Below are 17367 nucleotides of genomic sequence, written 5' to 3'. Positions count from 1 at the left end.
CAGCCTGCCCTGTACTTGCTATATATTCTTTTACTTCTTTTTGATAACCATTAATCGTTTTAATTTGAGTGGTTGTTCCTCTATTAATTTCACGGGTAACGGTTGATCTGTCTCTATCTAATAAACGAGCAATCTCCGACTTGCTTTTTTCTTCTTTCAGCCATCTCTCTATATCTTCTCTTTCAGTTTCGTTCAAATGTGTATAAGTCTTGGTCTTTTTTGTGTTAGAATTTAATTTGGACATGAAGATTCTCCTTACTTTTGTGTAGTGACTAAAGTATAACAAATCTTCATGTCTTTTTTTGTTTCTAACTGGTGCACTTCAGTTTACAATACACCAAATAGACTTTTACTAAAAAATCGTTTGGTGCTGAAATTGTTATAGGTTATAATGTAAGTGTATCGAATAAATAAGGAGTGAAGATATGCATCATCAAAAATTAGATTCATTTCCAAGTGATTTTCTATGGGGTTCAGCCTCCGCTGCTTATCAAGTAGAAGGTGCCTGGGATGAAGATGGCAAAGGCGAATCTGTTTGGGATAAATTCGTAAAAATTCCTGGTAAAACCTTTAAAGGAACAACAGGTGAAGTAGCTGTCGACCATTATCATCGCTATAAAGAAGATGTTCAACTAATGGCTGAACAAGGATTAAAAGCGTATCGTTTTTCAATCTCTTGGCCTCGTATCATACCAGATGGGAATGGCGAAGTTAATGAGGCTGGGATAAAATTTTATGAAGACTTAATCGATGAACTATTAGCAAACGAGATTGAACCCGTGGTGACTCTATATCATTGGGATTTACCGCAAGCTTTGCAAGATGAGTATTTAGGATGGGAAGGTCGCCAAATAATTAACGATTTTACTCGTTATTGCGAAATTGTCTTTAAACGATTTAAAGACAAAGTAAAATATTGGGTAACACTCAATGAACAGAATGTTTTTATTTCACATGGTTATTTAGCTGCTTCACATCCGCCGAATGTAAAAGACCCAAAACGGATGTTACAAGCCAACCACCATGCAAATTTAGCCAATGCGAAAGCCATTAAATTATTCCATGAATTGGATATAGAAGGACAGATTGGGCCTAGCTTCGCATATGGTCCAACTTATGCTTTTGATGCAGATCCTAAAAATCAATTAGCTGCCGAAAACCGCGAAGAAATAAATGCGAATTTCTGGATGGATATTTATGTTTATGGACGTTATCCAAAAGTGGCTTGGAAATACTTTGAAGATAATGGCATTGCTCCAACTATTGAAGTAGGAGATTTTGATCTTTTAAAAGAAGGCAAACCCGATTTCCTAGGACTGAACTATTATCAAACAGCCACTGTTAAAGAAAATCGCCTAGATGGTGTAGGAGCAGGAAAACCAAACTATACTGGAGAAAAAGGCTCTACCGAAGAATCAGGAATGCCAGGTTTGTATAAAGAAGTGTCTAATCCGTATGTTGAGTATACGAACTGGGATTGGGCAATCGATCCAAGTGGGTTACGCATTGCCATGCGTCGAATGACCAGCCGCTATGATTTGCCAATTCTAATTACAGAAAATGGACTTGGTGAATATGACCGACTAGAAGCGGATGGACGTATTCATGATGAATATCGTATCAACTATATTCGAGACCATATTGTTGCTATTCAAGAAGCGATTACAGATGGTGTTGAAGTCATCGGTTATTGTACTTGGAGCTATACCGATTTATTAAGTTGGTTAAATGGTTATCAAAAACGTTATGGTTTTGTTTATGTGGACCGTGACGAATCAAATGAAAAAGAACTCAAGCGTTATAAAAAAGATAGTTATTTCTGGTATAAAAAAGTCATCGAAACCAACGGACAAGAACTTCGTAAATACGAAGTGGAGTAAGATTTATAACTTACAAAACAAGCCTACTATCAATAAGGCTTGTTTTATTTTGGAAAAATTAAATTTTTGCGTTATAATTATAAAGATTGAGAACGCAAAGGAGACGAATATACATTGATTACAAGAAAATCAAGAAGAGAAATAGATGAGATGAAAAAATCAGGAAAATTATTAGCTTCTATTCACGAACAATTAAGAGACTTTATCAAACCAGGTGTTACAGGACATGATATTGACCAGTTTGTTGAAAAGAAAATTGTAGAAAATGGGGGGATCCCTGCCCAAATCGGTTATGAAGGGTACGAATATGCCACTTGTATAAGTGTAAATGATGAAATTTGTCATGGTTTCCCAACGGATACGCCATTAAAGGAAAATGATTTAGTAAAAGTTGATACAGTGATCGAATTAGATGGTGCTTTTTCAGATTCAGCTTGGGCTTATGTAGTTGGAGAAGCTACGAAAGAAGTTCGAGACTTAATGGAAGTCACAAGAGAAGCTCTATATAAAGGTATAGAAGCTGCACAAGTTGGCAACCGAATTGGAGACATTGGAGCAGCAATACAAAATTATGTTGAACCCAAAGGCTATTCTGTTGTACGTGAATTTATTGGTCACGGAATTGGCCCAACGATGCATGAAGAACCAAGTGTTCCACATTATGGAGAAGCAGGCAAAGGAAAACGACTAAAAGAAGGTATGACTATAACGATTGAACCTATGATTAATACAGGCGTATGGAAATCTAAAATGGATGATAATGGCTGGACAGCTCGTACTCAAGATGGTGGTTTAAGCTGCCAATATGAACATACGATTGCGATTACTAAAGAAGGTCCAGAAATTTTAACTCAACAAAAAGGCGAATAAAAAAGCACCTTATTTCAGTTAACCTAATAGAGGTTTTGAAATAAGGTGTTTTTATTTTATAGTTTAAAATCTAGTTATTATATCCTTGAGGGTTATTTTTTTGCCATTTCCAAGAAGTGCGACACATATCTTCTAAAGAATGTTCTGCTTCCCAACCGAGTAATTCTTTGGCTTTATTTGGATCAGCATACCCAACAGCGATATCCCCAGGACGTCTTTCTACGATTTCATAAGGGATTTTAATATCGTTTGCTTTTTCAAAAGCATGAACCACATCTAATACTGAATAGCCTTCGCCAGTCCCTAAGTTAATCGCTTGTGCGCCCGTATGGTTTAGAGAATAATCCAATGCCTTTAAATGTCCCTTAGCTAAGTCGACGACATGAATATAATCTCGCACTCCCGTACCATCTGGGGTATCGTAGTCATCTCCATAAACAGACAGTTTCTCTAATTTCTCCACAGCCACTTGTGTGATATAAGGCATGAGGTTATTAGGGGTGTCGTTTGGATCTTCGCCAATTCGACCTGATTCATGCGCGCCAATTGGATTGAAATATCGAAGTAAAATAGGACTCCATTCATTATCAGCAACTGCTAAATCTTCTAAAATATGTTCGATAAATACTTTTGTATACCCATATGGATTTGTTGCAGATGTTGGCATATCTTCTGTAAAAGGCGCTTTATTATCCATTCCATAAACTGTTGCACTTGAACTAAAGACAATATTCTTCACATTAAATTCTTTCATTACTTCTAATAAGATAATTGTTCCAGTTACGTTATTATGGTAATACTCCAATGGAATTGAAACAGATTCTCCTACCGCTTTAAAACCAGCAAAATGAATAACGGCTTCGATATCATTCTCTTGGAAAACCTTGTGTAAACCTTCTTTATCTAAAAGATTTAATTCATAAAAAGTAAACGTTTTTCCAGTTAGTTCTTTAATACGTTCTAATACTGTAGGATGCGAATTGGAAAAATCATCAACAATTACAACGTCATAGTCATTATTTAATAACTCAACAACCGTATGAGATCCAATATATCCTGCACCGCCTGTAACAAGTATTGACATACAAACACTCCTTTATTTAAATTAATTTAATTTTAACACATTTTATGCTAAAACCTAACTATAAAATAAACAAACTATCTAAGAAAATTACAAATATCTCTTTTTTATTTCAGGAAAAAGAGGTAAACGAGAAGAATTGTCATCAATAATTAATGATTTATTTAAAGTAAAGTTAAAACTTTGTGCTATAATGAAAGAAAAAGTAGCGGCTTTAAAGGAGGGGTAGTGATGTATACTGTATCAATAATTATGCCTGTATTTAATAATGAAAAAACATTAAAAAAATCAATTGAATCTATATTAAAACAAACAATTTTTGATTTTGAGTTAATTTTGATTAATGATGGATCTACTGATACCTCCGCTCAAATTTGTAATAAATACGAAAAGTTAGAGCCTCTTTTTGTAGAAGTCGTTCATCAGGAAAGAAAGGGCTTTGCGGCAGCTAGAAATAAAGGGTTGTCTATCGCCAGAGGAAAATATGTTTATTTTGCTAGTGCATATGATATTTTTGATAAACGAATGCTACAAGCAATTGTTGAAGATGCAGAAGAAAAAAATACGGATTTAACTGTATTTGGCTTTACTATTCATGATGAGGGAAACCCGATAGAATTTGAACAACATCATCCAAATCTACCTTACTTGCCTAATCAAGAACGCTTTAGAAATCATTACCGAAATTTTCATCATTTTTATCCCTATGCGCTATTTAATAAATTATATCGACGCTCCTATTTAATAAAAAACCACTTAAAATTTGTGAGTGTTACTCATTGCGAAGAAGCCTTTTTCAATTTAAGTGTTTATAAAAATCTGAATTCTGTTGTCTTTAATCGAATTTCCTATTTTATACGACCGATTGAGTATCTTTCTGAAGATGAGCTATATAGGAGAGAAAACTTTGAAATCAATATCGAACTTGCGAAATATTTAGAAGCAATGTTAATCGAATGGGGATTAGAAGAAGAGTATGAAGATTTAATCCTGTCTTCTTATTTTCATGCAATCTATTCAGAAATACAAAACATTTGTAAAGAAGATTCACCTCTAACCCAAGAAGAACAAATCAGACATCTTGAAGAAACACTACAAGATAAAAGATTAGCCCCTTATTTAAAAGAGTTTAAAAAGATTAAAGAAAAAAGCCCCTATAAACTAGCCTTACTCTCCATTCTTCAAAATCGCAATGGCAAAGCAGCTATTCAAATTGTTAGCCGAACGAATGAAACCAAAGAAAAAACATCCAATTTCTTAACCGTCATTAGAAATCTTTTTAAACGAAAATCTTAATAGGTTTATATAAATTAAAGAATAAATAATTGTATATTTGATGCAATTTTATTATAGTAAAATAGCAGAATATGTTATATACTATAGATTAGTTAAAAAAATCACATATAAAAGTTGGTATATATATATGGAAGAAAAAACAAATGATATGTCTAGAAGTAATCGTGCGCAAGGAAAGAAGGGTAAAAAACGAAAACGAGGTTGTTGGCGTGTTTTGCTCGTGTTTTTACTGATAATTGTTGGTATTTTATTTTATGTTTATTATGAGTTGAGACAAACAACCGATACGATTCATTCTAACATAGATGATGATCGCATAACTCATACAAGTCGAGAAAACGATCAATTAGATTTAGATGGAGATGCTTTCTCTATCTTACTTTTAGGAATTGATACAGACGATGACAGAGCAGGTGAAGGTTCCACAGATAAAATGCAAGGGCGTTCGGACACCATCATGGTAATGACAGTAAATCCAGAGACTGAAAAAACAACTTTAGTAAGTATTCCTCGAGATACTTATACAGAGATTGTAGGGAAAGGTTTCCAAGATAAAATAAATCATGCTTTTGCCTATGGTCGAGCAGCCATGTCTATGAATACTGTCCAAAATCTATTAGATATTCCGATTGATTATTATGTTTCAGTTAATATGGAAGGTATCCAGCAAATTGTAGATGCTGTTGGAGGAGTAGATATTACACCTTCAATGACCTTTGATCAAAGTGGATATAGCTTTATAGAAGGGCAACCAATGCTTATGGATGGAGCACAAGCTTTAGCGTATTCTCGAATGCGTTACGAAGATCCTCAAGGAGATTACGGCCGTCAATCCCGCCAACGCGAAGTCGTATTGACAACTTTATCAAAGGTAGCTTCTTTTAATTCGATTTTGAATTATCAGTCTGTCTTGAACACGATGGAAGATAATGTAATGACAAACCTAACTTTTAATGAAATGGTTAGCATGTTTTTAAATTATCGTTCTTCTTTGACAAATATTGAAGAACTTCAATTGAGCGGTTATGGAACTCGAATGGATGGAGTTTACTACGAAATTATTGCGGAAGAAGATATCGCAGAAGTGAGCCAGCAGTTAAAATCAGAACTAAATATAAATGAATAAAAATAGAAGTATACAATATAAGAAAGATTTAATTAGGAAAGGAAAGAAAGAATGACAAATATAACAGTTGTAGGTATGGGATATGTTGGGCTAGCGAATGCCATCTTGTTATCACAATACAATCAAGTGCGAGCTCTCGAAGTTATTGAAGAAAGAGTAAAATTAATCAATGATCGCGTGGCTCCCATTCAAGATGATGAAGTAGAGAACTTTTTTGCAACGAAAGATTTAAATCTAACAGCAACAACAGATAAAGCGGAAGCGTATGGAAATGATCCAGAGTATGTGGTCATTGCTGCGCCTACAAATTACGATGAAGAGACAAACTATTTTGATACGGAAATATTAGAAAGTGTTATTGAAGATGTTTTAGAATATGCACCGAATACAACGATTATTATAAAATCAACTGTTCCAGTAGGCTATACAGAAAGTATTAAAGAAAAATATAATACAAGCAATATTATTTTTTCACCTGAATTTTTGCGAGAAGGTAAAGCTTTATATGATAATCTATATCCAAGTCGTATTATCCTAGGAGAAGATTCTGAGCGTGCCCATAAATTTGCTGACTTACTTGTTGAAGGAGCTAAAAAAGAAGACATTTCAGTATTGTTTATCGAATCTACTGAAGCAGAAGCGGTTAAATTATTTGCTAATACGTATTTAGCAATGCGAGTTTCATTCTTTAACGAATTAGATACATATGCAGAATCTAGAGGATTAAACACACAATCTATTATTGAAGGCGTCAGTTTAGATCCACGAATTGGAGATCACTACAATAACCCTTCCTTTGGTTATGGGGGCTATTGCTTACCTAAAGATACAAAACAATTATTAGCAAATTATGAAGATGTGCCAAATAATTTAATTCGTGCGATTGTTGATTCCAATAGTACACGTAAAGATTTTGTGGCAGAACAAGTGGTTAATAAAGATCCTAAAGTTGTAGGAATTTATCGTTTAGTCATGAAGGAAGGTTCTGATAACTTCCGTCAATCTTCTATTCAAGGAATTATGAAACGAATTAAGGCCAAGGGAATAGAAGTAGTTGTTTATGAACCAGTATTAGAAGAGGATACTTTCTATAATTCTCAAGTAATTTCAGATTTAGAAGAATTCAAACAAATAAGTGATGTCATTATTGCCAATCGTCAAAATGATGATTTAAAAGATGTGAAAGACAAAATTTATACAAGAGATTTATACCAAGAAAATTAATTGAAGAAAGTCTATTTTGCCAGTTTCTATTTTAATAGGGCTGGCATTTTTAGAATAAATTGATTCTTAATAGTATAGAAAGCGATATCAAAAATATTGGAGGAATTTAAGTGAAAATAAAGAAAACAGAATTTGGTATTATAGATCAACAAATTGTCTATGAATATATTTTATCTAATTCAAATGGATTATCCTTATCCGTTATTACATATGGTGGAATTATTACAAAAATTATAATGCCTGATAAAACAGGAAAATTAGAAGAAATCACAACAAATATGACGACCTTGGATGAAATTGTAAAAGCGCGACCTTTCCATGGCTCAATTGTTGGTCCTGTAGCTGGGAGAATCTCAAACGCTCGTTATAAAGAGGATGAAGAGGTCATCGAATTAGTAAAAAATGAGAGTAGTAATACTCTTCATGGGGGACCAACTGGTTTAGATACAAAAATTTGGGATGCTGATACAATGGAATTGGATAATGAAATTCAATTACAATTAACCACAGAATTGCCAGATGGTGAAAATGGTTTCCCGGGAAATGTAAAGGTAAAAGTAACTTATACGTTGAATGAAGCGGATGAAGTTAGCATTCACTATGAAGCGAATACAAATAAGAAGACATTATTTAACCCCACAAATCATGTGTACTTTAATTTAACTGGAGATTATCATGAAACTGTTTATGACCATGAACTTCAAATTAATAGTAATCAATATGCCCCTTTGAAAGAAGATAATATGCCAACTGGAGAATTAAAAGCAGTTAAGGATACGCCATTTGATTTACGTGAAGGAAAACGTTTAGAAACAGTGATTTTAAATAAGAATGAAGAAATTTCTTCGAGAAATGGGTTAGACCATCCATTCCTTCTCGATCATTCTACAAGTGAGCCAAGTGTGAAATTAACACATAATGGATCTGGACGTGTTGTTGAAGTGGAAACGGATTCTGAGGCGATTGTTGTCTATACACACAATAAAGCACAAGAATCAGAAACAGGGAAAGATCGTTCTTTAGGAGAACATACTGGAGTAACATTGGAAACTCAACAATTACCAGATGCGGTAAATTTAGAAAACTTTGGTTCCGTTTGGTTAGAACCAGGTCATCCATTTGAGTCTACTACAACATTCAAATTTAGCCTGATGGACTAAGAAAATAAACGAGCTTTTATATTCAAAATTAAGATGAATATAGAGGCTCGCTTTTTTATTCGAAAGATTCTTCTAAATTTCCCATCCAGTACCCTAAGCTAATTCCAATTAAAAATATCAAGAGAAGTATGAAATAGTTAAAACCATTAAAGGCAGTATATAAGGAATGTTCCGGAGCAATAATCGCTGTGGATGCAATAACAATACCCAAAATAAAATGAAAGACAGTGGTATAAAATTTTTCCATAATACTACGCATAACCTTTGCGAGACTTAAAATGATTACAATAGCTCCTAAAACAACTGGGAGAATAATAGAAAAGTCAAGTCCACGTATTCCAGCCATTAAAGGCTGATAAAGACTAAAGTAAATAAGAAAATTTGAAGGGCTGAGACCTGGAATAATTAATCCACTCGCGAAAATTCCTCCTGCTAGTAACCAAGAGAAAAAATTCCTTGGAATCTCCATATTTAATTGATGATTAAAGTAAGAAAGTAGCGTAAAGCTAATGATTGCAGTTAAAATTAATAAAATATTATGTTTGCTTGTTCTTCCTTTTTTCCCCGCCTCACGATAAAGAGAAGGAAGCGTCCCAATAATAGCTCCAATAAAAGCCCAAAGGATATAAACTGGGTAATGCTTTAAACCATAATGGATAGGTGTTGCCAGGATAAAAATACCAGAAAGGGCTCCTAAACCTACTGGAAGAAAATAAAAAATATTCTTTAAAAAATCTTTTCGAATATTAGCTAAAAAACGGATAATCGGTTCATATAAACCAAAAACAACAGCCAGAGCCCCACCGCTTACCCCAGGAAGAATAGCACCGGACCCAATAAATATTCCTTTTAAAAAGCGAATCATCCAATGAATAAAATTATTTTTTGTTTTTGTATCTTTCAAATGAGTCACTCCTTTATATTTCTACTATTTTACCTGATTTCTGAACGATTCGAAAGAAAAAAGTAAAGGATTAACATGCTTTCTTATCTTAAAGGAAAGCTATAGTTTATTAAGATATGTAATCATTGCGCACAATGAGCGAATAGAAACGCGCTGGAGTACCTCAATGTTCCATCACGCACAAAATGTAGATAATTGTGCGTATACTGTTCTATCACACACAAATTGCAGAAAAGTGTGCGTATACTGTTCTATCACACACAAATTGCAGAAAAGTGTGCGTATACTGTTTTATCACGCACAAATTACAAATAAGTGTGCGTATACTGTTTTATCACGCACAAACTACAAATAATTGTGCGTATACTGTTTTATCACGCACAAACTACAGAAAAGTGCGCGCATACTGAGCCATCACGCACAAAATGCAGATAAGTGCGCGCTGTAATGTTTTATCACATAAAAATTGTAAATAATTGTGCGTTGGAGTGTTGCACCGTACACGAAGAATCGATAAGAACGTGCTGGAATTTAATTTGACTTTTTTCCTAGAATAACGAGCTGTTTTTAGAATACTGCAAACAAATATTCAATAGAAGATAAAAGCTACTTTGTCGATTGTATGATAGAATAAGGATAAGAATACTTTGAGGTGGTAATTATGAAAAAGGGTTTGTTAAATGTCGATTATACGAATGACTTTGTAGCAGTCGATGGGGCTTTAACATGTGGAACTCCAGGCCAGATATTACATGATTATATTGTACAAGTAACAAAGAAGTTTCATGATCAAGGAGACTATATTGCTTTTTTGATTGATCAACATTTTGAAAATGATACTCTTCACCCCGAAAGTAAATTGTTTCCTTCACATAATATTGAAGGGACAGATGGTCGTAAACTATATGGAGACTTAGAAAAGTTATACCAAGAGATTAAAGAAAGTGAAAATGTAGAATATTTTGATAAAACTCGTTATTCTGCCTTTACAGGAACAAATTTAGAATTAAAGTTAAGAGAGCGCGAAATTAATGAACTTCATATTGTAGGAGTATGTACAGATATTTGCGTATTGCATACAGCTGTAGATGCCTACAATAAAGGGTTTAAGATAGTTATTCATGAAAAAGGCGTCGCTAGCTTCAACCAACTAGGTCATGATTGGGCTCTTGATCATTTTGAAAATACTCTTGGGGCAGAAGTTATTTAAAAATACACAAAAAGAAAAGACCCGAGAAAAAAATTCTTGGGTCTTTCAAATTAATATTCAAAAAGATTCCATGGATACTCTTGTGGTGGTAAACAAGTGATATTTATGGGCTCTTTTTTAGTTGGATGATTGACGCTTAATTCAGTCGCCCATAAAGCAATTTGTTCGCCAACCTTATTTACTGCTTGACCATATTTTTGATCTCCATAAATCGCATAACCTAAATGGGAGAGTTGTACTCGAATTTGGTGACTTCTTCCTGTATGAAGTTGAATGCTCAATAAGCTTAAATCTTCTTTTGGATCAGAAGCGAGAACTTTATAGTCGAGGACTGCTTTTTTGGCATCCGCAGTTGAAGGTTGAACAACGCTTGAGATATTTTTATTATGGTCTTTTAATAAATAATTCGTTAATTGGGCATTCTTTTTCTTTGGAATTCCTCTAACAATTGCAAGATATCTTCGATCAAAACGATGTAAACGAATCTCATTAGAGACACGCGAGGCTGCTTTGGAGGTTTTAGCAAAAAGAGCAACTCCACCCACTGGACGATCTAAACGATGCACCAGTCCTAAGAAAGCATCTCCTGGTTTATTATATTTTTCAATTAGATATTTTTTTGCTTCGTTTAATAAATCTAAATCTTTAGAGGCATCTTCTTGTATTGGCATATTTCTAGGTTTCTCGACAACTAATAAGTGATTATCTTCATATAAAACATTCAAATTCAAGTGAAAAATCCTTTCTAAAATAATTTAAAAGAGATCTAATTGTTGAGGATTCAGTCCCTCAAAATCTAGTCCCATCATTTTTTGTAATTCTTTGGCATTTTTTGCAGCATGTCCTCCAGAATTGTTATTAAAAATAACGGCAACTTCATCTGCATGCTTAGCAAGTTCTTTAGTATTTTGTTGTATTTTTTCTAATTCTTCCTGGCTATAATCGTATAAAGTTCTTGTCTTTCGCCAATCTGGATCTTCATTCGCATTCAACCACCCCGAATAATTTTGACCATGTAAGCGATAGACCGCAAGTTTGGAATTTGTGACTTCTAATATAGTGGGTGTGCTATTTCCTGGCGTTTGTGGTTGATCAACTACTGTATAACTAAAAAAGTTTTCTTTTAAAATATTTAAGGTGTGTTCTTTATTGTCATCTTGAAACCAACTAAAATGTCGAAATTCTACAGTAACTGGTAAAGAACCCATCTGGCGACCGACAATGTACAAGTATTCAATATTTGATGGATTATAATGGAAAAAAGGTGGGAATTGAAAAAGAAAAGCTTTGATTCTATTTTCTTTCAATAAAGGATAAAAACGTACTTTAAATGTATCAAAAAGTTCAGTCAGGGTGGAATATTCTTGCTCCCAAGGCTTATGCATCGTCATCGCATTATAAGCTTTAGGTATAAATTGAAAAGCGTCTAGTGTTTTGTCTATCCAAGAGTGGATGCTTTTTTCTGAAGGAATCCCATAAAAACTTGTATCCATTTCAACAAAAGGAAAGTGACTCGCATAATCTTCTAATTTTCTTTGTCGATTTGGTGCGATTAAGGGATGGTCACTCCAACCTGTTAATCCTATTGTAATCATTGCCTCACTCCTTATGTGTAATCATACTTTATCATAAAGCTGAATCAAATTATATGTGTACCTTATTTTAAAATATAAAATCCATCGTTTCAGAGAATAAAGTACCAAATGTAAAATCCTAACACAAGGTCATAATCCCTTTGTTTATCAAAGACTAAATATATGGTAAAATAGTAGATGAATTATACTTTATAGATTTAGACTGTAAAAAAAAGGAAGTGACACTATGTATTCTAATAATAATCGCCCAGGAACAGTTGGTTTTGGGTGTTCATTTTTAGGCTTTTTCATTGGCTTAATGGTTCTATCTCTTATTATTCGAGGAAGTTTTTATCTTTTCTTTAAATATTTTTGGATGATTGTATTATTAGCCATCGTTGTGTGGGTTTTTAGAAAATTTATCATGAAAAATGATAATGGTAATCAATCAAGCTATAAAAATAATAATTCAAAAAAAGATTGGAATCGAGATTTTGAAAAAAGAAAAAATACTTCTTATCACAATATCGATCGAGATTTTGAAGAGGTGGATGAAGACGAAGAAGAAGATGAATTTAAAGATTTTTAATAAAATATTTAATAGGAAGAATATTTGTTTGTCGTCAGATTTATAATGTAGAATCATTCTCGCATTCAGATCGAAGAAGGATGAACGAGAGTGTTTCTTTTTTGCATAGATTAGCGTATAATAGACAAGATATTGACAAGTAAGAAGGTGAAAAAATGAATAAAAATCTTTCAAAATATATAGAAGAAAAATTTAATATTACTTTTCATAATGAAGAGTTATTATATATCGCATTTACACATTCATCCTATGCGAATGATCATCGTGAAGAACATTTGGAACATTTGGAAAGACTTGAATTTTTGGGCGATGCAGTGATTGAATTGATTGTTTCAGATTATTTATATAAAGAATATAAGGAATTGCCGGAAGGCCATCTAACTAAAATGCGAGCTGCCGCTGTACGAGCAGAATCTTTAGCACAATTAACATTAGACTATAATTTACAAAGTTTTGTTTTATTAGGTAAAGGTGAAGAACAATCAAATGGACGCTCTAGAATTTCCTTGCTATGTGATGTCTTTGAAGCCTTTATTGGAGCAGTTTATTTAGACCAAGGGACTAAACAAGCCCGAAACATTCTTGAACAAGTACTCTTTCCAAAGATATCTGCTGGTGATTTCTCGCATGGGATGGATTTTAAAACAGCCTTGCAAGAATGGATGCAGCGTGACGGTGTTGTTCAAATAGAATATCAAGTCATTGAAACTTCTGGACCGGATCACGCTCGCCAATTTAAAGTGGCTGTATTAATTGAAGGAGATATTATGGGAATTGGCGTTGGCAGTTCTAAAAAAAGAGCTGAACAAGCTGCCGCAAAAGAAGCTTATGATTCAGTGAAATAAAAGATTGGTTGGATAAAGGAGAAGTATTGAGTGCAGTTAAAGAAAATAATATTAAAGGGATTTAAATCATTCCCAGAAAAAACAACATTGGAATTTAACCAAGGTGTTACGGCTATCGTTGGTCCAAATGGAAGTGGTAAATCAAATATTATTGAAGCGATCCGTTGGGTGATGGGGGAGCAATCCGCTAAAACTTTACGTGGGGATCGAATGAATGATGTCATCTTCTCTGGAACGAACGAACGGAAACCTCTAAATATTGCAGAAGTTGAGTTGATATTAGACAATTCTGATCATTATTTAGGAATTGAATATGAAGAAGTCAGTATTTTGCGCAGGATATCTAGAACAGGCGATTCAACCTACATGATTAATCAACAAGAATGTCGGTTACGAGATATTGTGGATCTATTCATGGACTCTGGTTTAGGAAAAGAGTCTTTTTCAGTAATCTCTCAGGGAAAAGTAGAAGCTATTTTCAATTCAAAACCAGAAGATCGACGAGGAATTTTTGAAGAAGCTGCAGGTGTCTATAAATATAAGGTTCGTAAACAAGATGCGGAGAAAAAATTAGAACAAACACAAGATAATTTAGACCGTGTTCAAGATATTCTATATGAACTTGAATCTCAATTAACTCCACTTAAAAAACAGGCAGATATTGCTCATTCATTTTTAGATCAAAAAGAAAAACTAACAGATCTAGATATAGGTGTGACGGTTTGGCAAATCCAGCAACTAACCGAAAAAATCAAAGAAGATTCTCATAAAAATGGACAATTAGAGGATGATTTAAAAAATGTTGCCAAGCAGATTGAAGATTTAGAACACCAACAAATCAGCCAAACTGATAAATTGAAAACTATTGAAGGATTGAGAGAAGAAATTAATAATAAGCTCATTCATGTCGTTCGAGAAAAAGAACGAACAGAAGCTGCTCTTAATTTATTTGATGAAAAAGCACGCCACCGAGAAGCTTTTATTGGTGAAAAAGAAGCTTCAATTGAACAATTGACAAAACGTAGGAGTCAATTAAGTAAAGAACTTAAAGAAATTCAATTGGTACACACAACTAAAAATAAAGAATTAAAAGAAATCAATAGAGAAATTAAAGCTTTAAAAGATAAAAAAGCCTATCTTGAAGGAGATAAAGAATCCCAAATGGAAGAGCTGCGCAATCATTATATTGAATTGTTGCAGCAACAAACTTCTTTAAAAAACGAAAAAAATTATATGGAGCAAGTGCTCAAACGTAGTGATAAGGATAAACAAAAAGCTTCCGATAGGGTTGCTCATCTTGAAGAAGAGATTAAAAAGAAGAAAGATGTATTACACAACAATCAAGGAAGTTATGAAAAGATTAATGAAGAACTTTTATCTTTACTAAATGACTATAAAACATTTGAGCAAACACTTAATGAATATAAACAAAATTTACACATTAGAAATGAACGTTTGGATAAAACAAGAAATGAACTTGAGCGAGCAAAAGCGAAACAATTTAGCTTAAAAGAAATGCAAGATAATTATGCGGGTTATTATGCTGGTGTCCGTGCAGTTATGAAACAAAAAGATCATTTGGAAGGAATTGTAGGAACGGTTGCAGAGTTAATAGAAGTCCCTAGTCAATACGTTCAAGCGATTGATACTGTACTTGGAAGCAGCGGTCAATTTATCGTTGTCGAAAATGAGAAATCTGCTCGTGACGCAATTAATTATTTAAAACAAAATAAAAAAGGCCGAGCTACTTTTCTTCCTTTACCTACAATTAAGGCTAGAAATCTTTCTCATCAGGTGAAAGCCCAAATTGATCAAATGGATGGCTTTATAGGAATAGCAAGCGAACTTGTTACAAATGATGCCAATATACAAAACATTATCGATAACTTATTGGGTCAAACAATTATTGCAGCTACCTTGGAATCAGCCAATGAAATTGCACGTTTGATTCAGTTTAGAAATCGTGTTGTTTCTTTAGAAGGTGACGTAATAAACGCTGGTGGTTCTATGACTGGTGGGGGACGACAAAATAATACAAGTCCTGTATTTTCTCATAAGGCCGAATTAGAAATTCTAAACAAATTTATTTCTGAAAATGAAAAAGTACTTGAACACTTACTAGTTAACAAAAATGAATTAGAAGAAAAGAAAGATAAACTAGAACAAAAAGTAGAAAAAATTCGTGTTTCAGGAGAAGAGAAACGGTTTGAAGAGCAACATTTAAAAAGCAAATTAGACAATCTTTCTGAACAAGTAACTAATTTAGAACGTGAATTAAAAGCGACTACTTTTGAGTTGAACGAAACAAATCATGTTTATGATTCTTATATTGAACGATTAAAGGAAGCAGAAGATTCATTACAAATAATCACAAAAAAAGTTAAAGAATCGAATGAAAACATGCAGTTGCTATCAAGTGAACAAGAAAATATTGATAAAGAAAAAGATAGATTAGATCAGGAAATTTCTCTAAAAAGTGATAAACATGGAGACATCCGAGAATCCTTAGCTTCGGTTCAAGCCAATCGTCAATATATCGAGGAGCAAATCTCCCAAATAAAGGATCAACTCTCTGATTTAAAATTAGATATTCAATCTTTTGATGAAGAACTTGAAGTGGATTCTAAAGAAGAACTTGAAGATCTATTGAATCGTTATATTAAAGATCAAAAAAATCTGCAAGATCAACAGCAAGAAATCCGTAGTAATTATGAAGATGAAAATCAAATTCAAGAGAATTTAGCAGAACAATTAAACCAACAAAGCGGTCGCAAGCAATATTTATCGGAGGAAAAATCCAAAGTTGATATTCGCTTATCTCAAAATGACGTACGAATGGATCATTATTTAGATTATTTAGTTGATGAATATAAAATTGGTTATGAAGAAGCACGTCTTTTAGATTTTCCAGAGATTGAATTGGAAGAAGCAAAAAAACAAGTTAAATTACTTAAAAAAGGCATTGAAGAATTAGGTCCAGTTAACTTAAATTCGATTGATGAGCATAAAAGTGTGGATGATCGTTTTCGCTTCTTAACACAGCAACAGAATGATTTGATTGAAGCCAAAACCAATCTATATAACACAATGGATGAGATGGATGCAATTGTTGAGAAGCAATTTAAAGAAACGTTTGATCAAATCCAAGAGGAATTTTCACTTGTTTTTCCAAAAATGTTTGGGGGTGGGTATGCTGAGCTTGTCCTAAATAATCCAGATAATTTGTTGGAAACAGGAATAGAAATTATCGCTCAACCCCCTGGTAAGAGATTAACTCGTTTGAGTTTACTCTCGGGAGGTGAGAGAGCTTTAACGGCTATTTCCTTATTGTTTGCAATTATTCATGTAAATCCTATTCCATTTTGTATTTTGGATGAGGCAGAAGCAGCTCTTGATGATGCGAATGTTGTCCGTTTTGGTCAATATTTGGAAAACTTTGAAGATGATACACAATTTATTGTTATTACACATCGTAAAGGAACAATGGAACATTCAAACCAACTGTATGGAGTAACCATGCAAGAGCGAGGAATTTCAAAAATTGTTTCAGTTAGCTTAAATGAAGCACAACAGATGGATGGAGTCACCTAACAAATGATGATATGAGG

The 17367-nt window shown here is 33.5% G+C and carries 15 protein-coding genes; 10 read left to right on the top strand and 5 right to left on the bottom strand.

The features are described from left to right. The coding region (locus BUB96_RS03880; RefSeq protein ID WP_143274272.1) for a helix-turn-helix domain-containing protein at window positions 1-244 on the bottom strand (244 nt) is incomplete at its 3' end. A 181-nt stretch (window positions 245-425) separates the two neighbouring features. Between BUB96_RS03880 and BUB96_RS03875 the strand changes: the two genes are divergently transcribed. Both BUB96_RS03875 and map read left to right on the top strand, forming a co-directional pair. Further along, window positions 426-1880, top strand: a complete 1455-nt coding sequence (locus BUB96_RS03875; protein ID WP_073296711.1) for a glycoside hydrolase family 1 protein — start codon at window positions 426-428, stop codon at window positions 1878-1880. A 114-nt stretch (window positions 1881-1994) separates the two neighbouring features. Then, window positions 1995-2750, top strand: a complete 756-nt coding sequence (map, locus tag BUB96_RS03870; RefSeq protein WP_073296708.1) for a type I methionyl aminopeptidase — start codon at window positions 1995-1997, stop codon at window positions 2748-2750. A gap of 70 nt (window positions 2751-2820) precedes the next feature. Here map and galE read toward each other — a convergent pair whose 3' ends face one another. Next, the gene (gene galE, locus BUB96_RS03865; RefSeq protein ID WP_073296705.1) at window positions 2821-3834 is read right to left on the bottom strand and encodes a UDP-glucose 4-epimerase GalE; all 1014 of its coding nucleotides are present in this window, start codon (window positions 3832-3834) and stop codon (window positions 2821-2823) included. Window positions 3835-4062: 228 nt separating this feature from the next. Here galE and BUB96_RS03860 point away from each other — a divergent pair, with 228 nt between their 5' ends. From BUB96_RS03860 to BUB96_RS03845, 4 genes are all read left to right on the top strand, one after another. Next, on the top strand, window positions 4063-5127 hold the full coding sequence (locus tag BUB96_RS03860; RefSeq protein ID WP_073296702.1) for a glycosyltransferase family 2 protein: 1065 nt from the start codon (window positions 4063-4065) through the stop codon (window positions 5125-5127). A gap of 127 nt (window positions 5128-5254) precedes the next feature. Then, complete coding sequence (locus BUB96_RS03855) at window positions 5255-6253, top strand: LCP family glycopolymer transferase (protein WP_143274271.1); 999 nt, start codon at window positions 5255-5257, stop codon at window positions 6251-6253. 51 nt (window positions 6254-6304) lie between these two features. Next, window positions 6305-7477 carry a nucleotide sugar dehydrogenase gene (locus BUB96_RS03850; RefSeq protein ID WP_073296699.1) on the top strand — a complete coding sequence of 391 codons (1173 nt, stop codon included), beginning with the start codon at window positions 6305-6307 and terminating at the stop codon, window positions 7475-7477. A 110-nt stretch (window positions 7478-7587) separates the two neighbouring features. After that, window positions 7588-8637, top strand: coding sequence for an aldose epimerase family protein (locus BUB96_RS03845; protein WP_073296695.1), 1050 nt, complete (start codon window positions 7588-7590; stop codon window positions 8635-8637). A 55-nt stretch (window positions 8638-8692) separates the two neighbouring features. On the opposite strand, the gene BUB96_RS03840 is transcribed toward BUB96_RS03845, so the two are convergent. Continuing rightward, entirely contained in the window at window positions 8693-9541 is an 849-nt protein-coding gene (locus BUB96_RS03840) for a DUF368 domain-containing protein (protein ID WP_234945790.1), read from the bottom strand. A gap of 661 nt (window positions 9542-10202) precedes the next feature. Between BUB96_RS03840 and BUB96_RS03835 the strand changes: the two genes are divergently transcribed. Further along, on the top strand, window positions 10203-10751 hold the full coding sequence (locus BUB96_RS03835) for a cysteine hydrolase family protein (RefSeq protein ID WP_073296692.1): 549 nt from the start codon (window positions 10203-10205) through the stop codon (window positions 10749-10751). Window positions 10752-10801: 50 nt separating this feature from the next. Here BUB96_RS03835 and BUB96_RS03830 read toward each other — a convergent pair whose 3' ends face one another. After that, window positions 10802-11482, bottom strand: a complete 681-nt coding sequence (locus BUB96_RS03830) for an RluA family pseudouridine synthase (protein WP_073296689.1) — start codon at window positions 11480-11482, stop codon at window positions 10802-10804. A gap of 24 nt (window positions 11483-11506) precedes the next feature. Further along, window positions 11507-12346, bottom strand: coding sequence for a DUF72 domain-containing protein (locus tag BUB96_RS03825; protein ID WP_073296686.1), 840 nt, complete (start codon window positions 12344-12346; stop codon window positions 11507-11509). Window positions 12347-12572: 226 nt separating this feature from the next. Here BUB96_RS03825 and BUB96_RS03820 point away from each other — a divergent pair, with 226 nt between their 5' ends. The 3 genes from BUB96_RS03820 (at window position 12573) to smc (ending at window position 17350) form a co-directional block, all read left to right on the top strand. Further along, window positions 12573-12914, top strand: coding sequence for a hypothetical protein (locus BUB96_RS03820; protein WP_073296684.1), 342 nt, complete (start codon window positions 12573-12575; stop codon window positions 12912-12914). 155 nt (window positions 12915-13069) lie between these two features. Then, window positions 13070-13759, top strand: coding sequence for a ribonuclease III (gene rnc / locus BUB96_RS03815; protein WP_073296681.1), 690 nt, complete (start codon window positions 13070-13072; stop codon window positions 13757-13759). A 30-nt stretch (window positions 13760-13789) separates the two neighbouring features. Next, entirely contained in the window at window positions 13790-17350 is a 3561-nt protein-coding gene (gene smc / locus BUB96_RS03810) for a chromosome segregation protein SMC (RefSeq protein WP_073296678.1), read from the top strand. Window positions 17351-17367: the final 17 nt, after the last annotated feature.

It is taken from the genome of Atopostipes suicloacalis DSM 15692 (genome assembly GCF_900129085.1).
In the GTDB taxonomy this organism is placed as follows: domain Bacteria; phylum Bacillota; class Bacilli; order Lactobacillales; family Carnobacteriaceae_A; genus Atopostipes; species Atopostipes suicloacalis.
The sequence above is the reverse complement of the archived record's forward strand: the minus strand, read 5'-3'. Positions and strand labels throughout refer to the sequence as shown.